Source organism: Eisenbergiella massiliensis, assembly GCF_003435485.1.
In genome coordinates, this window is sequence record NZ_QVLV01000030.1 from 1 (window position 1) to 16,713 (window position 16,713).

The window sequence follows — 16,713 nt, forward strand, 5'->3', positions numbered from 1 at the left end:
TCCGCCCCCCATCCCCCGCCGCTCTCAAGGCGTCCCACTCCCTACATTCCATATTGTAAAAATCCCCCCCGCATGGTACAGTAATTGCAGTAATAATTTTTGTGGAAATCAGGAACCCTAAGGGCAGGAAGAATGTGTTATGCGCCCGCAGTTTTGGTCAGGGGTCGGAAAGGTCAGGTAACGCAATGAAGCTGTGTGCATCCTGTATGCGCTGTCTTGTGGACAGGCAGGAAGAGAGAGTCAGGGGAATGGGGACTGAGGAGGACAGGGATGCCTTTATAAAGCAGGTCGCCCGGATTATCGGGGAAAGCAGCCCGCAGGACTCGGCGCCTGTTCTGGTGGAGAGGATTAATGAAGTTTACCGCGGTATTTTCGGCCCGGTAACGGATTATGATAAGATTAAAAAGGAATTTAATGAGCTTATGTTATCGGTAGAGCCTGACATCCGGGCGGCGATGGCGGCGGGGGAGGATCCGCTGCATACGGCGTTTGTCTATGCGCGGGTTGCCAATTATATTGATTTCGGCATGGCCTCCAGCGTGGACAAGGAGACGCTTTTTCAGCTTCTGAATGAGGCGGCGCAGGATCGTATGGACGAGCAGGTATATGCCCGGCTGCTGGACGATTTGGAAAAGGCGGATAAAATGGTTTACATAACTGATAACTGCGGCGAGATCGTTTGCGATAAGCTGGTCGTTGAAGAAATGCAGAAGCGTTTTCCTGGATTGGATCTGACCGTTCTGGTGCGGGGGGAGAATACCCTGAATGATGCAACTATGGAGGACGCTGTCCAGGTGGGGCTGTGCGAGGTGGCTAAGGTAACGGGCAACGGCTGCGGCGTGGCAGGGACGCCTCTTGCCTATGTGGATGAACAGACGAGGCGGCTTCTGGACGAGGCGGATGTGATCCTGGCAAAGGGACAGGGTAATTTTGAAACCATGCATGGCTGCGGCCTGAATGTCTATTATTCCTTCCTCTGTAAATGCGACTGGTTCCAGCAAAGGTTCGGAATGGAAAAAAACAAGGGCATGTTTGTCCGGGAAAGGAGTCAATAATCCATGGCATTTGCACATCTTCACGTCCATACGGAATACAGCCTTCTGGACGGGTCGAATAAGATAAAAGAGTATGTAAAACGGGTAAAAGAACTGGGCATGGACAGCGCGGCCATCACCGACCATGGAGTGATGTATGGCGTAATTGATTTCTACCGGGCTGCGAAGGAAGCGGGAATCAAGCCCATCCTGGGCTGTGAGGTCTATGTAGCGCCCAATTCCCGTTTTGATAAGGAGCTGACCGGCGGGGACGACCGGTATTACCATCTGGTGCTGCTGGCGGAAAACAATACCGGCTATGCCAATCTGATGAAAATTGTGAGCAAGGGCTTTACGGAGGGCTATTACTATAAGCCCCGTGTGGATATGGAGATTCTGAACCGTTACCATGAGGGCATTATCGCCCTGTCCGCCTGTCTTGCAGGAGAAGTGGCCAGGAATATCCAGAAGGGCCTCATAGACGAAGCCAAAAAGGCGGCGCTTAAGTACCAGGAATGCTTTGGCAAAGGGAATTTTTTCCTGGAGCTGCAGGATCACGGTATCCCGGCGCAGCATACGGTGAATACGGCGCTGCTTTCCATAAGCAAGGAGCTTGATATCCCTCTGGTAGCCACCAACGACGTGCATTATACCTATAGAGAGGACGAGAAGCCCCATGATATCCTGCTGTGTATCCAGACCGGGAAGAAGCTGGCGGATGAGGACCGTATGCGTTACGAGGGCGGCCAGTATTATGTAAAAAGCGAGGAAGAAATGAAGGGGCTGTTCCCCTACGCCTGGGAGGCGGTGGAGAATACCCAGTCCATAGCGGACCGCTGTAATGTGGAAATCGAATTCGGCGTGACAAAGCTGCCTCATTTTGAGGTGCCCGAAGGCTATGATTCCTGGGGCTATCTGAACAAGCTGTGCGACGACGGGCTTAAAGAACGTTACCCTGAGGATGACGGTACGCTCAGGGAACGGCTGGATTATGAGCTTGGCATTATCAAACGCATGGGCTATGTGGATTATTTCCTCATCGTCTGGGACTTTATTAATTATGCCAAAAGCAACGATATTATGGTAGGTCCCGGAAGAGGTTCGGCGGCTGGCAGCATTGTGTCCTACTGCCTGAAAATAACGAATATTGATCCTATTAAATATAATCTGCTGTTTGAACGTTTCCTCAATCCGGAGCGTGTGTCCATGCCGGATATTGATATTGACTTCTGCTTCGAAAGAAGGCAGGAGGTCATAGACTACGTGGGAAGAAAATACGGCTCTGAAAAGGTAGTGCAGATCGTCACCTTCGGTACCATGGCGGCCAAGGGTGTTATCCGGGATGTGGGCCGGGTAATGGATCTTCCCTATTCCTATGTGGACGGTATCGCAAAAATGATACCCAATGAGCTGAATGTGACCATTGACAGGGCGCTGCAGGCCAATCCGGAGCTGAGAAAGCTCTATGAATCCGATGAGCAGGTAAAGGTCCTTATTGATATGAGCAAGCGCCTGGAGGGTCTTCCCAGACATACCTCCATGCATGCTGCCGGCGTGGTTATCTGTCCGGAGAGCGCGGACGAATTTGTGCCGCTTTCCCGTGGTTCCGACGGCTGCATTACCACCCAGTTCACCATGACGACGCTGGAGGAGCTGGGCCTTCTGAAAATGGACTTCCTGGGGCTGCGTACCCTTACGGTAATCCAGAACGCGGTGCGTCTGGTGGAAAAGGATACCGGCGTGAAGCTGGATATGGACAATGTGGATTTTAACGACAAAGCTGTCCTGGATTCCATCGGGACCGGCAGGACGGACGGCGTGTTCCAGGTGGAAAGCGGCGGGATGAAAAACTTCATGAAGGAGCTCAAGCCCCAGAACCTGGAGGATATCATCGCAGGAATTTCCCTGTATCGGCCGGGCCCCATGGACTTTATCCCGCGCTATATTAAAGGTAAGAACAATGCGGCCAGCATCACCTATCTCTGCCCGCAGCTGAAGCCGATTCTGGAGCCGACCTACGGCTGTATTGTGTACCAGGAGCAGGTAATGCAGATCGTGCGTGATCTGGGCGGTTATACCATGGGACGAAGCGACCTGGTGCGCCGTGCCATGAGCAAGAAAAAACAGTCGGTTATGGAGAAGGAACGTGCGAACTTTATTTACGGCAATGAGGAAGAAGGCGTTCCGGGCTGTGTGAGCAACGGGATTTCCGCGGAAGTTGCGGGGACGATTTATGAAGAAATGATGGATTTTGCCAAATATGCCTTCAACAAGTCCCATGCGGCCTGCTACGCGGTGGTTTCCTACCAGACCGCTTATCTGAAATATTACTATCCTGTGGAATTCATGGCGGCGCTGCTTACGTCCGTCATTGATAACCCGGGCAAGGTTTCCGAATATATCCTCACCTGCCGATCCATGGGCATTAAAATCCTCCCTCCGGATATCAATGAAGGAGAGGCCGGTTTTTCCGTGTCCGGCGGCTCCATCCGGTATGCGTTGACCGCAATTAAGGGCGTGGGAAGGCCTGTGATCGACCAGGTTACCGCGGAACGTGAGGCAAGAGGCCCGTTTTTGAGCATTCAGGATTTTGTGACCCGCATGGCGGACTCCGAAGTCAACAAACGGACGGTGGAAAATTTTATCAAATCAGGCACCTTCGACGGGCTGGGCGGCACAAGAAAACAGTTTATGAGCGTTTTTGTGCAGATGATGGATGCCCAGCAGCATAATAAAAAGAATAACCTGGCGGGCCAGATGAGCCTTTTTGATCTGGTGGATGAGGAAGACAAGGGCGAATTTGAAATCCGCCTGCCCGACGTGGGGGAATATTCCAAGGAGCTGCTCCTGGGCTTTGAGAAGGAGGTCCTTGGCATTTATGTCAGCGGACATCCCCTGGAGGAATATGAGCAGACCTGGAGGAAGCACATTACAAGAACCACGGCGGATTTCCTGCTGGATGAGGAAACCGGGGAAATGAATGTGCGCGATCAGGAACGGGTGACCATAGGCGGCATGATTTCCGATAAAAAAATCAAGTATACCAGGAACGATAAGGTGATGGCCTTCCTGACCCTGGAGGATCTGGTGGGCACTGTGGAGGTTGTTGTTTTTCCCAAGGTTTATGAGCAGGAAAGCGCCAAACTGACGGAGGACAGCAAGGTGTTCATCAAAGGCCGCGCCTCCGCGGAGGAGGATCGGGACGGCAAGCTGATCTGTGAATCCATCCAGGCCTTTGACGATATCAGGAAGACACTGTGGATTAAATTCCCCACAAAGGAAGCATATGAGAAGACGGAAAAAGCGCTGCTGGAGCTTCTTGCCCAGTCCGACGGAAATGACGGCGTCGTTATCTATGTGGAAAATCCCAAGGCCAAAAAGGCGCTGCCGCCCAACAGGAATGTGAAGGCGGATAAGGAGCTGGTGTCCAGATTATCGGAGCTGTACGGGGAAAGCAATATCAGGGTGGTTTAAAATCAGGTTACAGTCCGACAGGTCTGCGCATTTACTGCCCTGACCGTAAGAAAGTGATTCAGAAGTGCCAAAATCCATCGCCAGGGACGATTCAGGATGGATTCCGGCAGTAACTGTGAAGGGACGGGACAGTTACAAATGTGCAGCGCCGGAAGCACGGAATCCGAGAAAAGGATTGAAAACAAACCGTGTATAGATTAAAATAAAAACAAGATCAGTTAAGAAAAGACGCCAAAAAGAGGTGCTGCAAAACGGGACACCATTTCACGATGACCGCACAGGGCGGCAGACTGGAGGATAATTCATGGCAAAGGCTATTAAAACTATTGGAATATTGACAAGCGGCGGCGATGCGCCGGGAATGAACGCGGCAATCCGCGCCGTTGTCAGGAAGGCGATCAGCAACGGAGTTAAGGTAAAGGGAATCAAGAGAGGCTATCAGGGCCTTTTAAATGAAGAAATCGTGGATATGCAGGCCCGCAGCGTTTCTGATATCATTCAGAGAGGCGGCACCGTGCTGGGCACAGCCCGCTGCCAGGAATTCAAGACGGAGGCCGGACAGAAGAAGGGGGCGGAAATCTGCCATAAGCATGGCATCGACGGTCTGGTGGTTATCGGCGGGGACGGCTCCTATCAGGGAGCGCAGGCTCTCTCTCGTCACGGCATCAACACCATAGGCCTTCCCGGCACCATTGATTTGGATATTGCCTGTACGGATTATACGATAGGGTTTGACACGGCGGTGAATACGGCCATGCAGGCAATCGATAAGGTAAGGGACACCTCATCCTCCCATGAACGCTGCAGCATTATTGAGGTAATGGGCAGGAATGCCGGTTATATCGCCCTCTGGTGCGGTGTTGCCAACGGCGCGGAGGATATCCTTCTTCCTGAAAAATACGATTATAATGAGCAGAACATCATCAACAACATCATCAACAACAGAAAACGGGGCAAAACCCATCATCTGATTATCAATGCGGAGGGTATCGGACATTCCACCTCCATGGCAAGAAGAATCGAAGCAGCCACAGGTGTGGAAACCAGGGCGACGATCCTGGGCTACATGCAGCGAGGCGGAAGCCCTACCTGTAAGGATCGCTATTATGCCTCCATTATGGGCTGCCTTGCGGCGGATATCCTCTGCGAGGGTAAAACTAACCGGGTTATCGGTTACCGCCACGGCGAATTCCAGGATTTTGACATCGAGGATGCGCTGGCAATGCAGAAGGATATTCCGGAATACGAATACAGAATCAGCAAGCTGCTTGCAATTTAAGAATGCTGAATCAGAAAGGAAATAAAGGCGTCCGGTGTGAACCGGCGCCTTCCTGTTTATTCCCGCGAGCAACGAGCCAAGTATCCATGCTTGCATGGATATTTGGCGACTGCTGCGAGGGTCAAATACCCCGCTGCTTTGCAGCGCTGCAAGTTTGATACCTCGTTGCTTGCAGCGAGGTCTTTGATTCCCGCGGCCTGTTTACGGGGACTTAACAGAAGGTAACTGTGCGGGACTTAAACAGTTACGATGGAAGATTAATTATGCTGACTAAGAAAAAACAGAAAATGCCGTATACCAGAATGCTTGCCCTGGGCTTTGCCCTCATTATACTGATGGGAGCGCTTCTTTTATGCCTCCCGGTTTCTACCCGCAGCAGGGAATGGATGCCCTTTCTGGACGCCCTGTTTACGGCCACCTCGGCCACCTGCGTGACCGGTCTGGTGGTAGCGGATACCTATCAGAACTGGAGCCTGTTCGGACAGCTGGTCATTTTGACCCTGATACAGATCGGAGGCCTGGGCTTCATCACTATCGGCAGCTATATCGCGGTCCTTTTGAAAAAGAAAATCGGGCTGAAGGAAAGGGAGGCCATCCATGAAAGCGTGAGCACCATTGAACTGGCCGGCGTGGTAAAGCTGGTCCGCAAGATTGTGATGGGCACCTTTGCCTTTGAGCTGACAGGCGCCCTGCTGCTATCTATCCGCTTTGTGCCGCAGTATGGGTTCTGGAGAGGCTGCTATATGGGAATTTTCCATGCAATTTCAGCCTTCTGCAACGCCGGCTTTGACCTGATGGGCAGAAATGAGGCTTACAGCTCGCTGGTGGCGTATGAAGGGGATATCCTGGTGAACCTGACCATTATGGCCCTGATTATAATCGGCGGGGCAGGCTTCCTTGTCTGGGATGATATCCACAGAAACAGACTGAATTTCAAAAAATATCTTCTGCACACCAAGATCGTACTGATTACCACAGGGATCCTGATTTTCGGCGGAGCCCTGCTTTTTTACCTGATGGAAAAGGACAATGTGCTGGCCGGAATGAATGTCAGGGAGAGGATATTGGGTTCCCTGTTCAGCTCGGTAACGCCCAGGACTGCGGGCTTTAACAGCGTGGACACCGCTGCGCTGAAGGATTCCAGCAAATTTTTAACGATGGTTCTTATGTTTATTGGCGGCAGCCCCGGTTCTACGGCGGGCGGCGTGAAAGTGACCACTGCGGTCGTCATGGTTCTTTCCACCATAGCCATGGTGCGGGGGACCCATGGAGTCAATATTCTGGACAGGCGTCTGGAGGAGAGCGCGGTAAAGAGAGCCAGCGCCATTGTTACCATCGACCTGGGACTGGCTGTGGCAGCGGCCCTCATTATCATGTCGGCGCAGCCGCTGAAGCTTTCGGACGCGCTGTTTGAGGTGTTTTCCGCCATTGGGACGGTGGGAATGACAACGGGAATTACCAGGGAACTGGTGCCGTTGTCCCGTATCGTCATCATTTTGCTCATGTACTGCGGCAGGCTGGGAAGCCTGACCTTTACCCTTGTTTTTGCCAGAAGCAAGCCGGAGCCTCCGGTGAAGCAGCCGGTGGAAAAAATTGTGGTGGGATAATTCTAAGGAGGATAAATAATTACTATGAAATCTATGCTTGTTATCGGTTTGGGGCGTTTTGGGCAGCATCTTGCCTCCAACCTTCTCGACCTGGGAAATGATGTCATGATAATTGACAGTGATGAAAGGAAGCTGGAAGGCCTTGTTCCCTACGCTACCAGCTCCAAAATCGGGGACTGCACGAATCCTGAAGTGCTGCGCAGCCTTGGAATCGGCAATTTTGACGTGATTTTTATCTGTATCGGCACGAACTTCCAGAGCAGCCTGGAAATTACCAGCCTGGTAAAGGAAATGGGCGGAAAGCATGTGGTGAGCAAGGCGACCAGGGATATCCAGGCCAAATTCCTGCTGCGCAACGGCGCGGACGAGGTTATTTATCCGGAAAAGGATATTGCCGAGCGCTGTGCGGCCAGGTTCAGCATGGATAACGTGTTTGATTATATTGAAATCTCTTCCAAATACGGTATTTATGAAATCAGCCCGTTGAAGGAATGGGTGGGAAAATCCATCCGGGAATCCAACATTGCGGCGCGCTACCGCGTTACGATCATCGGGATTAAGAAGGAAGGCCGCGAATCCCACATCATGCCCTCTGCGGATGATTTCATAGAGGATGGGGAGCATCTGATTGTGCTTGCTTCCCACGAGACTGCCAGAAAGCTGTTAAAGCAGCTGTAGGCCGCAGAAAGGCAGGAACAGTTAATGATTACATCGGCATCCAACACCCGTGTTAAAAAAGTGGCTGCGCTGAACCAGAAGGCAAAGGAGCGCAGGCAGGAGGGCAAATACGTGGTGGAAGGCGTGAAAATGTTTCTGGAAGCGCCGGAAGAAGAAATTGAAGAAATATATGCTGTGGAAGGCTTTCAGAATGCGGCCTGTATGGAGAAGCTGGCCGGACGGCCCTTTGAAACCGTGTCGGAGGAGGTCTTCCGCAAGATGAGCGATACCGCGGCGCCGCAGGGAATCCTGTGCGTAATGCGGCAGAAAAAATATGCGCTTGCAGACCTTTTGGCAGCAAAGAACCCGCTTCTCATGATTCTGGAGGATATCCAGGATCCGGGCAATCTGGGGACCATACTGCGCACCGGGGAGGGCGCCGGAATCGGAGGCGTTATCATGAGCCGGGAAACGGCGGATATTTATAATCCCAAAACCATACGTTCCACCATGGGAAGCATTTACCGTGTGCCGTTCGTCTATGTTTCCTCCCTGGAGGAGACGGCAGTGCAGCTGAAGGCAGCGGGAATCCGTCTGTTTGCGGCACATTTGAAGGGAAAAAGCTGGTACGACGGCGAAGATTACCGGAAGGGCAGCGCCTTTTTGATCGGCAATGAAGGAAACGGCCTGCAGGAGGAAACCGCCGCGCTGGCCGATACCTATATCAAAATCCCCATGGAGGGCCGCGTGGAATCCCTCAATGCCGCCATGGCATCGGGGATTCTCATGTATGAGGCGGCAAGGCAGCGCCGCGGAGGATGAAAACAATGCAGCGGGAAAAAGGACAGAAGGCGGAAGCAATCAGGAAGGAGCGAATATGACAATAGGATTCATCGGACTTGGAAATATGGCCCGGGCCGTCATCGGCGGCATGCTGGACAAGGGTATCGTAAAGCCGGAGGACATCTGCGGCAGTGCGAAAACGGAAGCTACCAGAAAAAAAATGGAGGACAGCTGTAAAATCCGTACCGCATCCTCCAACAGGGAAGTGGCGGAACAGGCGGAAATACTTGTGCTTGCGGTAAAGCCTCAGTTTTTTGAAGAAGTCATTGAAGAAATAAAAGGTATTTCCTGGGAAGGCAAAACGATAATCAGCCTGGCGCCGGGAAAAACCATAGCCTGGCTTCAGGAAAAATTCGGGCAGAGGCTTCCGGTGGTCAGATGCATGCCCAATACGCCTGCGCTGGTAGGGGAAGGCTGTACGGGCGTCTGCGCCTCACCGGAGGTCGGTTCAAAGGCCCGGGATACGGTGCTGGAGATTCTCGGAAGCTTCGGAAAGGCGGTGGAGGTTTCTGAGAAAATGATGGATGTGGTGGGCGCAGTCAGCGGAAGCTCCCCGGCCTTTGTTTTCCTGTTTATCGAGGCCCTGGCGGACGGGGCGGTAGCGGAAGGAATGCCCCGGGCGCAGGCCTATGAATTTGCGGCCCAGGCGGTGCTTGGAAGCGCGAAGCTGGTTCTGGAAACCGGCAGCCACCCCGGAGAACTGAAGGATATGGTATGCTCTCCCGGAGGCACGACCATCCAGGGGATAAAGATGCTGGAGAAAAATAATTTCCGCGGCACAGTAATGGATGCGGTCATTACCTGTGTGGAAAAATCGAGAAAAATGTAATAATTGTAACAATTAGATAATCTTCTGAAGAAAATCTTAAGAAAAGTTGCTCCTTGCGTAGAAAAAAGTACGCGGGAGCAACTTTTTTGCAATAAAATATTAAGAAAAAAAGAATAATATGTAAAAACCATGTCGAAATAATATAAAAAATAATTGTTAAAACATAAATTTTACTTCCTTATAATATTGATTTAAAGCGCAAAAGTGGTCGAAAACCCTGAGTTTTAGCGGATTGTATTGAGGGGTTGACAAATGGGCATAATGTTGATATGATATCAGACGTAACATTTGTTAACAACTTTGTAACAATTGTGAAAAAGTTCCCACTGACTCAGGGAACGCTGAAATTGGAGGTTATTTATGAACACAAATGGCAGAAGGTTGTGGAAGCATGCTGCCGGATGGCTGACAGGTATTATGGTGCTCAGCTCCGCATGTGGAACAACCGCTATGGCAAATGGTGTGATGCTGGTTGAAACGGCCAGTGTGGCAGATGTCCATGCAGAAGCTGATGATACCTCTCCGGTGCTGGCAACGTTATCAGGGACACAGGCTAAGGTCCTTGAGAACAGCGGCAGATGGATGAAGGTACAGGTCGGTGATATCACCGGCTGGGTGGAAAGCGAGCACCTGACAGACGGCAGTGATACATTAGATGATATCGCGCCGGTAAACCCGGAGGAAACACAGAATCCGGGCGATACGGAAGAGCAGACAGAACAGACACAGGATTTACAGACAGAAGAGACCCATCCCGCCGACACAGCCGCTCAGGACAGAATGTCTGAGAGCAGTTCGGACGGAGCCGATTCTGCGGCTGAGGATAACTCCGCGGCTGAAGAAGCGGCAAGGAAAGCGGCTGAGCAGACGCAGAAGGCCGCGGAAGAAGCGGCAAGGAAAGCAGCTGAGCAGGCGCAGAAGGCCGCTGAAGAAGCGGCAAGGAAAGCAGCCGAGGAAGCACAGAAGGCTGTAGAAGAAGCGGCAAGGAAGGCGGCCGAGGAAGCGCAGAAGGCCGCGGAAGAAGCGGCAAGGAAAGCAGCCGAGGAAGCGCAGAAGGCCGCGGAAGAAGCGGCAAGGAAGGCAGCTGAGGAAGCACAGAAGGCGGCCGAAGAAGCGGCAAGAATCGCAGCCGAGCAGGCGCAGGCAGCCGCGGTTCAGGCGGCACAGCAGGCGGTTATCGCGCAGTCGGGCGTTACCCCCCAGGATGTGGAGCTGCTTGCAGCGCTCATCCAGTGTGAAGCCGGCGGCGAGCCCTATGTGGGCCAGGTCGCGGTTGGCAGCGTGGTTATGAACCGTGTGGAAGCTGCAGAACATCCCAGCAGTATTCCGGATGTTATCTATGCGGCCGGCCAGTTCAGCCCGGTAAGGAACGGAAGCCTTTCCAGAACCCTTTCCACCGGCGATATCAGCCAGTCCTGCAGACAGGCGGCCATTGAAGCGCTTGCAGGTTCCGAGCCTGTAGGAGATAAGCTTTATTTCCGAAGGGTAAACGGAAGACATGGGCAGGTCATCGGCAATCATGTTTTTTATTAATTGAATAGTAACAGTTCAGGATGGCGGAAATACTGGATGTTCCGAACTGTTACATTGGATAAAACGAAACAGACAAAAGAGCAAAAGGCGGTTGGAGTATATATCCAGCCGTCTTTTTTCTTACCTTCCGCAGTCGGCATATGAAAAATAAGTTATTAACAGTAACACTTGAAATCTCTGGTGTTGTTACTGCTAATATGTCTGTTTTTTACAAAACTTGACAAATTTTGCAACAATTGTTAACATGTCTGTAATATCTGGCGGGAAGCGGAGCGGAATTAGAAGGCTGTCCCGCGGCGGGAATTATGGCACGGCCATTTTCCCATATCTTATCTGTGCCGCACAGGCGGCATGAGGGGAAGTGTAAAACACTTTACAGGGGTTATACTATGAAAGTATTGAGAAAACACAGCATTGCATTTTTTATGAGGCGGACGCTGCTGTTTGCCGCCGTATGTATGCTCATGGCAGGGACACAGTCCAGCGCGCAGGGAAGCAGCGGAGAGCGGCTGGGGGCGGGCGTTGCGGAAATCCTGGATGAGGAAGCGGATGTACCCGATTTGCAGAACGCGGATACGGATGCTACGGAGAAGGACGGGGAAAAGGATATCCTTATGGCCGAAGCCCTGCAGACAGGCGCCGTGGGAGAAGCGGTGATTACCGACAGAATACCTGGCGGAGAAAAGGCCGTGGAGGAAGCGGCGGATACGGATTACGATCTGGTTATGGCCAACGTGTCCAATACGCTGAATGTAAGACAGGAGCCAGACGAGGAAGCGAAGAAGGTAGGCTACCTTTACGCGGACTGCGGCGGAACGGTGCTGGAAAGAAAGAATGGCTGGACGAAGCTGAAATCAGGTGACCTTACCGGCTGGGCCAAGGACGAATTCCTACTGTTCGGACAGAAAGCGCTGGAGGAGGCTAAGAAGGTGGGGAGAACGGTAGCCACGGTTACCGGGGATACTCTGCGTATCCGTAAGGAGCCTGCGGCCGATGCGGCAGTATATGATCTGGCTGCAAGAGGAGAAATTTTCCGGATAGTGGATGCGGGAGAGCTGGAATTCAGCGATGGCATCCGGCTGAATGCGGATTGGGCGGCCGTGGACTACGAAGGCCGCACCGGTTATGTGTCGGCAGACTATATTACTGTGGAATTCGAACTGGACGAGGGTGAGACTCTGGAGGAAATCGCGGCAAGGGAAGCTGCGCAGAAGGAAGCCCAGGCCCAGACCCTGCTTCAGGCGCAGGATGGGAAGGCATCGGAAAAAGCAGGACGTACAGGCGGCAGAAATATAGAAAACTCAGGCGCAGTGCCTGCAGGGACCAGCGATGCTGTTCTGCTGGCGGCGCTGATCCAATGCGAAGCGGGAAGCGAAATTTATGAAGGACAGCTTGCGGTAGGCGCGGTGGTAATCAACCGGGTGAAAAGCGGTTCCTACCCCAACAGTGTTTCCGGGGTTATCTATGCATCCGGACAGTTCGGCCCTGCGGGAACCGGCAAGGTAGCCAGGCTCATCCAGAGCGGAAATATTAAAGCCAGCTGCCTACAGGCGGCCAACGAGGCTCTGGCAGGTTCCACAAATGTGGGAACCGCCACCCATTTCAGACGAGCAGGCAGCCGGGAAGGCATTGTTATCGGCAATCATGTATTCTGGTAGAGGATGCTTTGTATACAGGGCGGTGGCAACCGCCCAAGCTGGACACGAACAGGGTGTGAACAGTAACGGGACTGCAGCATTGCGTCCATCGGCCTGAAACAAATGATTGAATATCTTTTTATTATATAGTATTATGTAGGAAAGCCGAAAAGGAGGGATTTGTATGAACCAGGTTGTATTCTGGCTGATTTTGCTTATTATTCTGGTTGCCATTGAGATTGCAACTATGGGTCTTACCACCATCTGGTTTGCGGGCGGAGCATTCGTCGCAATCATAGCAGCGGCTTTCGACGCACCGTTGTATGTGCAGATAACGTTGTTTCTGAGCGTGTCGGTGGTGCTTCTGCTTTTCACAAGACCGATCGCAATGAAGTATTTTAACAGAGACAGGATCAAGACCAACGCGGAAAGCCTGATAGGCAAGCAGGCTATTGTCACAGAGGAAGTGGATAACCTGATGGCCGCCGGCACGGTAAGCGTGGATGGACAGGAATGGACCGCCAGGAATGTGATGGACGGTGTGAAGCTTCCCAGGGGAACCATCGTGATTATACGCGCCATCAGCGGGGTCAAACTAATCGTAGAAGAAAGAAATGAGGGAATGTAGTATGGCTGGAGCAATTGTGCTGTTAATTATTCTTGTACTTATCATCATCCTGCTGGCATCATGTATCAAGATTGTACCGCAGGCTCAGGCATATGTTGTGGAAAGGCTGGGCGCCTACCAGGGGACCTGGAGCGTGGGCCTGAAATTAAAAATGCCTTTTATTGATAAGATTGCCAGAAAGGTGAACCTGAAGGAGCAGGTGGTTGATTTCGCTCCCCAGCCGGTTATCACCAAGGACAACGTTACCATGCGGATAGATACGGTAGTATTTTTCCAGATTACCGATCCCAAGCTGTATACCTATGGCGTGGAAAATCCCATCATGGCTATTGAGAACCTGACGGCTACCACGCTTCGTAATATCATCGGCGACCTGGAGCTGGATCAGACCCTGACCTCCAGAGAGACCATCAATACCAAAATGCGCGCGTCCCTGGACGTTGCCACCGACCCCTGGGGAATTAAAGTAACCAGAGTCGAACTGAAGAATATCATACCTCCGGCGGCCATCCAGGACGCCATGGAGAAGCAGATGAAGGCGGAACGTGAAAGACGTGAGTCCATCCTCCGGGCGGAAGGTGAGAAGAAGTCCACCATCCTTGTAGCGGAAGGTAAGAAGCAGTCCGCGATTCTGGAAGCGGAAGGCGAGAAGCAGTCTGCCATCCTTCATGCGGAAGCTGAGAAGGAGAAGATGATTCGGGAGGCGGAAGGTGAAGCGGAAGCTATCCTGAAGGTACAGCAGGCCGCAGCTGACGGTATCCGTTTTATCAAAGAAGCAGGAGCGGATGATGCAGTGCTCAAGATCAAGAGCCTGGAGGCCTTTGAAAAGGCAGCTGACGGCAAGGCGACCAAGATCATTATCCCATCCGAAATCCAGGGACTTGCAGGAATGCTGGCCTCTGCCAAGGAAGTGCTCAATGGCTGACAGCAAATACCCCGCGTAAGCAGCGGGGCATTTGAACCCCGTGCAGCCGCCGGGTGGGCGCGTTGACGCGTCCGTCCGATTCGCTGTACGCGGGAATAAACCGGTAACTATATAAAAGACATGGATAAGTCTCACATCAAAGACGATCAGGATGTGGGACTTTTTCGTCAGAAGGAATGGAGAAAGAGAGGAGAGACTGCTATGGACTTAAAAGGACGTCACTTTTTGAAATTAATGGATTATACGCCGGAGGAGATTACATACCTGCTGGATTTGGCCGCTGATTTGAAGGACAAGAAGAAAAAAGGCATTCCGGTCAATTGTTTCCAGGGGAAGAACGTAGCCCTGATTTTTGAAAAAACAAGCACCAGGACCAGATGCTCCTTTGAGGTTGCCGCCCATGATCTGGGCCTGGGAACCACCTATCTGGATCCTTCAGGCTCCCAGATTGGCAAGAAGGAAAGCATTGCCGATACCGCCAGGGTGCTGGGAAGAATGTATGAAGGAATTGAATACCGCGGCTTCGGACAGGCGATTGTGGAAGAGCTGGCCGCTAATGCGGGAGTTCCTGTATGGAATGGCCTGACCAATGAATTCCATCCCACCCAGATGTTGGCGGATCTTCTGACCATCAGAGAGCATCTGGGCCGTATTAAGGGCGTAAAGCTTGTATACATGGGCGATGCCCGCTATAATATGGGCAATTCCTATATGGTGGCCTGTGCGAAAATGGGCATGCATTTTACTGCCTGCGCGCCGAAGGCATACTTCCCGTCCCAGGAGCTGGTGAACCAGTGTAAGGTTATTGCATCGGAAAACGGCGGAAGCATCACCCTGACTGAAGATGTCATGGCGGGAACCAGGGATGCGGATGTCATCTGCACCGACGTATGGGTATCCATGGGTGAACCGGACTATGTATGGGAGGAGAGGATCAACCTGCTTTCCCCGTATCAGGTGAATAAAGCGATTATGGACAATGCGGGAAATGCTATTTTCATGCACTGCCTCCCTGCATTCCATGATCTGAATACGAGGATCGGAAAAGAGATAGGGGAAAAATTCGGCATCAGTGAAATGGAGGTTACCAACGAGGTGTTTGAATCCCCTGCCTCCGTGGTATTTGATGAAGCGGAAAACAGGATGCATACCATCAAGGCGGTCATGGCGGCCTCACTTGGTTATGAATTCTGAAAATAACAGGCAGGCCAAAAACCTCAAAGGAGCGCTGACGGATATATGAAATCGGAAATACTCACCCTGCTGAGAGAAGGAATGCGCAGGGGGAATGCACAGGACGGAAGCCAGGAATATATATCGGGACAGGAGCTTTGCAGCCGGTTCGGCGTTTCCCGCACTGCTGTATGGAAGGTGATGAACCAGCTGAAGGCGGAGGGCTATGAGATAGAAGCGGTACAGAACAAAGGCTACCGTCTGAAAGCCTCCCCGGATGTGGTGGGGGAAGATGAAATCAAAAGCCGTTTTGAGAACCGGGGAGAAGGCCATTGGGCGGGATGCCGCCTGATGTATTTCCCGGAAACGGGTTCTACGAATATCGATGCCAAAAAGGCGGCTGAGGAAGGCGCGCCGGAGGGAACGCTGGTGGTGACGGACTGCCAGAATACGGGCCGCGGCCGGAGGGGGCGAAGCTGGGCCTCCCCTAAGGGATGCAATCTCTATTTTACCCTCCTGCTGCGCCCTGACTGCAAGCCGGAGCAGGCCTGCATGCTCACCCTTGTTATGGCTCTTGCCGCGGCGGAGGCTGTGGAGGAGCTTGGCATTAACGCCGGCATTAAATGGCCCAACGATATTGTGGCGCACGGCAAAAAGGTCTGCGGCATCCTGACGGAAATGAGCGCGGAGCCTGACTACATCCATTATGTGGTCATAGGCTGCGGCATCAACGTCAATCAGATGGATTTCCCGGAGGAAATCAGGGCAACTGCAACGTCCCTTGCCCTGGAAAAAGGGGAGAGGATCACCCGCTCCGCCCTGCTTTTGTCCATCATGGAGCATTTCGAAAAGGCTTATGATAAATTTCGGGAAACCTGGGATCTCACGGCCCTGCTCCCCGCATATCACAGCTATCTCCTGAATAAGGATGCCAGGGTGCGGGTCCTTGACCCGAAAGGCGAATTCTGCGGCACGGCCAGAGGCATTAACGAAGCAGGGGAGCTTCTTGTGGAAAAAGAAGACGGGGAGCTCGCCAGGGTATATGCCGGCGAAGTTTCCGTACGCGGCGTATATGGCTACGTGTAATATTTTGT

General features: G+C 52.3%; 13 protein-coding genes. All 13 read left to right on the forward strand.

Annotation, left to right across the window (positions count from 1 at the left end):
* Nucleotides 1–185: 185 nt before the first annotated feature.
* A complete protein-coding gene (locus DXC51_RS25890; RefSeq protein ID WP_025487460.1) occupies nucleotides 186–1,055 on the forward strand; it encodes a damage-control phosphatase ARMT1 family protein in 870 nt (289 codons plus the stop codon).
* 3 nt (nucleotides 1,056–1,058) lie between these two features.
* Entirely contained in the window at nucleotides 1,059–4,508 is a 3,450-nt protein-coding gene (locus tag DXC51_RS25895; RefSeq protein WP_021639674.1) for a DNA polymerase III subunit alpha, read from the forward strand.
* Nucleotides 4,509–4,812: 304 nt separating this feature from the next.
* Nucleotides 4,813–5,787, forward strand: coding sequence for a 6-phosphofructokinase (gene pfkA / locus DXC51_RS25900; protein WP_021639676.1), 975 nt, complete (start codon nucleotides 4,813–4,815; stop codon nucleotides 5,785–5,787).
* A 263-nt stretch (nucleotides 5,788–6,050) separates the two neighbouring features.
* Entirely contained in the window at nucleotides 6,051–7,394 is a 1,344-nt protein-coding gene (locus DXC51_RS25905; RefSeq protein WP_021639678.1) for a TrkH family potassium uptake protein, read from the forward strand.
* A gap of 24 nt (nucleotides 7,395–7,418) precedes the next feature.
* The gene (locus tag DXC51_RS25910) at nucleotides 7,419–8,072 is read left to right on the forward strand and encodes a potassium channel family protein (RefSeq protein WP_021639679.1); all 654 of its coding nucleotides are present in this window, start codon (nucleotides 7,419–7,421) and stop codon (nucleotides 8,070–8,072) included.
* A gap of 24 nt (nucleotides 8,073–8,096) precedes the next feature.
* Nucleotides 8,097–8,873 carry a TrmH family RNA methyltransferase gene (locus DXC51_RS25915; RefSeq protein WP_025487459.1) on the forward strand — a complete coding sequence of 259 codons (777 nt, stop codon included), beginning with the start codon at nucleotides 8,097–8,099 and terminating at the stop codon, nucleotides 8,871–8,873.
* 55 nt (nucleotides 8,874–8,928) lie between these two features.
* Nucleotides 8,929–9,723 carry a pyrroline-5-carboxylate reductase gene (proC, locus tag DXC51_RS25920; RefSeq protein ID WP_025487458.1) on the forward strand — a complete coding sequence of 265 codons (795 nt, stop codon included), beginning with the start codon at nucleotides 8,929–8,931 and terminating at the stop codon, nucleotides 9,721–9,723.
* A 360-nt stretch (nucleotides 9,724–10,083) separates the two neighbouring features.
* The gene (locus DXC51_RS25925; RefSeq protein WP_025487457.1) at nucleotides 10,084–11,256 is read left to right on the forward strand and encodes a cell wall hydrolase; all 1,173 of its coding nucleotides are present in this window, start codon (nucleotides 10,084–10,086) and stop codon (nucleotides 11,254–11,256) included.
* A gap of 389 nt (nucleotides 11,257–11,645) precedes the next feature.
* Complete coding sequence (locus DXC51_RS25930) at nucleotides 11,646–12,914, forward strand: cell wall hydrolase (protein ID WP_181970202.1); 1,269 nt, start codon at nucleotides 11,646–11,648, stop codon at nucleotides 12,912–12,914.
* 163 nt (nucleotides 12,915–13,077) lie between these two features.
* On the forward strand, nucleotides 13,078–13,521 hold the full coding sequence (locus DXC51_RS25935; RefSeq protein ID WP_021636802.1) for an NfeD family protein: 444 nt from the start codon (nucleotides 13,078–13,080) through the stop codon (nucleotides 13,519–13,521).
* A gap of 1 nt (nucleotide 13,522) precedes the next feature.
* Nucleotides 13,523–14,446, forward strand: coding sequence for an SPFH domain-containing protein (locus DXC51_RS25940; protein WP_025487456.1), 924 nt, complete (start codon nucleotides 13,523–13,525; stop codon nucleotides 14,444–14,446).
* A gap of 201 nt (nucleotides 14,447–14,647) precedes the next feature.
* Nucleotides 14,648–15,640 (forward strand): ornithine carbamoyltransferase, encoded by a 993-nt coding sequence (argF, locus tag DXC51_RS25945; protein ID WP_021636804.1) that lies wholly within the window; start codon nucleotides 14,648–14,650, stop codon nucleotides 15,638–15,640.
* Nucleotides 15,641–15,685: 45 nt separating this feature from the next.
* Entirely contained in the window at nucleotides 15,686–16,705 is a 1,020-nt protein-coding gene (locus DXC51_RS25950) for a biotin--[acetyl-CoA-carboxylase] ligase (protein ID WP_025487455.1), read from the forward strand.
* Nucleotides 16,706–16,713 lie beyond the last annotated feature (8 nt).

What these genes read in the sequence shown, in the direction of transcription:
- DXC51_RS25890 (WP_025487460.1), top strand. Translation starts at nt 186, where the DNA reads ATGAAGCTGTGTGCATCCTGTATGCGCTGTCTTGTGGACAGGCAGGAA.
- DXC51_RS25895 (WP_021639674.1), top strand. Translation starts at nt 1,059, where the DNA reads ATGGCATTTGCACATCTTCACGTCCATACGGAATACAGCCTTCTGGAC.
- pfkA (WP_021639676.1), top strand. Translation starts at nt 4,813, where the DNA reads ATGGCAAAGGCTATTAAAACTATTGGAATATTGACAAGCGGCGGCGAT.
- DXC51_RS25905 (WP_021639678.1), top strand. Translation starts at nt 6,051, where the DNA reads ATGCTGACTAAGAAAAAACAGAAAATGCCGTATACCAGAATGCTTGCC.
- DXC51_RS25910 (WP_021639679.1), top strand. Translation starts at nt 7,419, where the DNA reads ATGAAATCTATGCTTGTTATCGGTTTGGGGCGTTTTGGGCAGCATCTT.
- DXC51_RS25915 (WP_025487459.1), top strand. Translation starts at nt 8,097, where the DNA reads ATGATTACATCGGCATCCAACACCCGTGTTAAAAAAGTGGCTGCGCTG.
- proC (WP_025487458.1), top strand. Translation starts at nt 8,929, where the DNA reads ATGACAATAGGATTCATCGGACTTGGAAATATGGCCCGGGCCGTCATC.
- DXC51_RS25925 (WP_025487457.1), top strand. Translation starts at nt 10,084, where the DNA reads ATGAACACAAATGGCAGAAGGTTGTGGAAGCATGCTGCCGGATGGCTG.
- DXC51_RS25930 (WP_181970202.1), top strand. Translation starts at nt 11,646, where the DNA reads ATGAAAGTATTGAGAAAACACAGCATTGCATTTTTTATGAGGCGGACG.
- DXC51_RS25935 (WP_021636802.1), top strand. Translation starts at nt 13,078, where the DNA reads ATGAACCAGGTTGTATTCTGGCTGATTTTGCTTATTATTCTGGTTGCC.
- DXC51_RS25940 (WP_025487456.1), top strand. Translation starts at nt 13,523, where the DNA reads ATGGCTGGAGCAATTGTGCTGTTAATTATTCTTGTACTTATCATCATC.
- argF (WP_021636804.1), top strand. Translation starts at nt 14,648, where the DNA reads ATGGACTTAAAAGGACGTCACTTTTTGAAATTAATGGATTATACGCCG.
- DXC51_RS25950 (WP_025487455.1), top strand. Translation starts at nt 15,686, where the DNA reads ATGAAATCGGAAATACTCACCCTGCTGAGAGAAGGAATGCGCAGGGGG.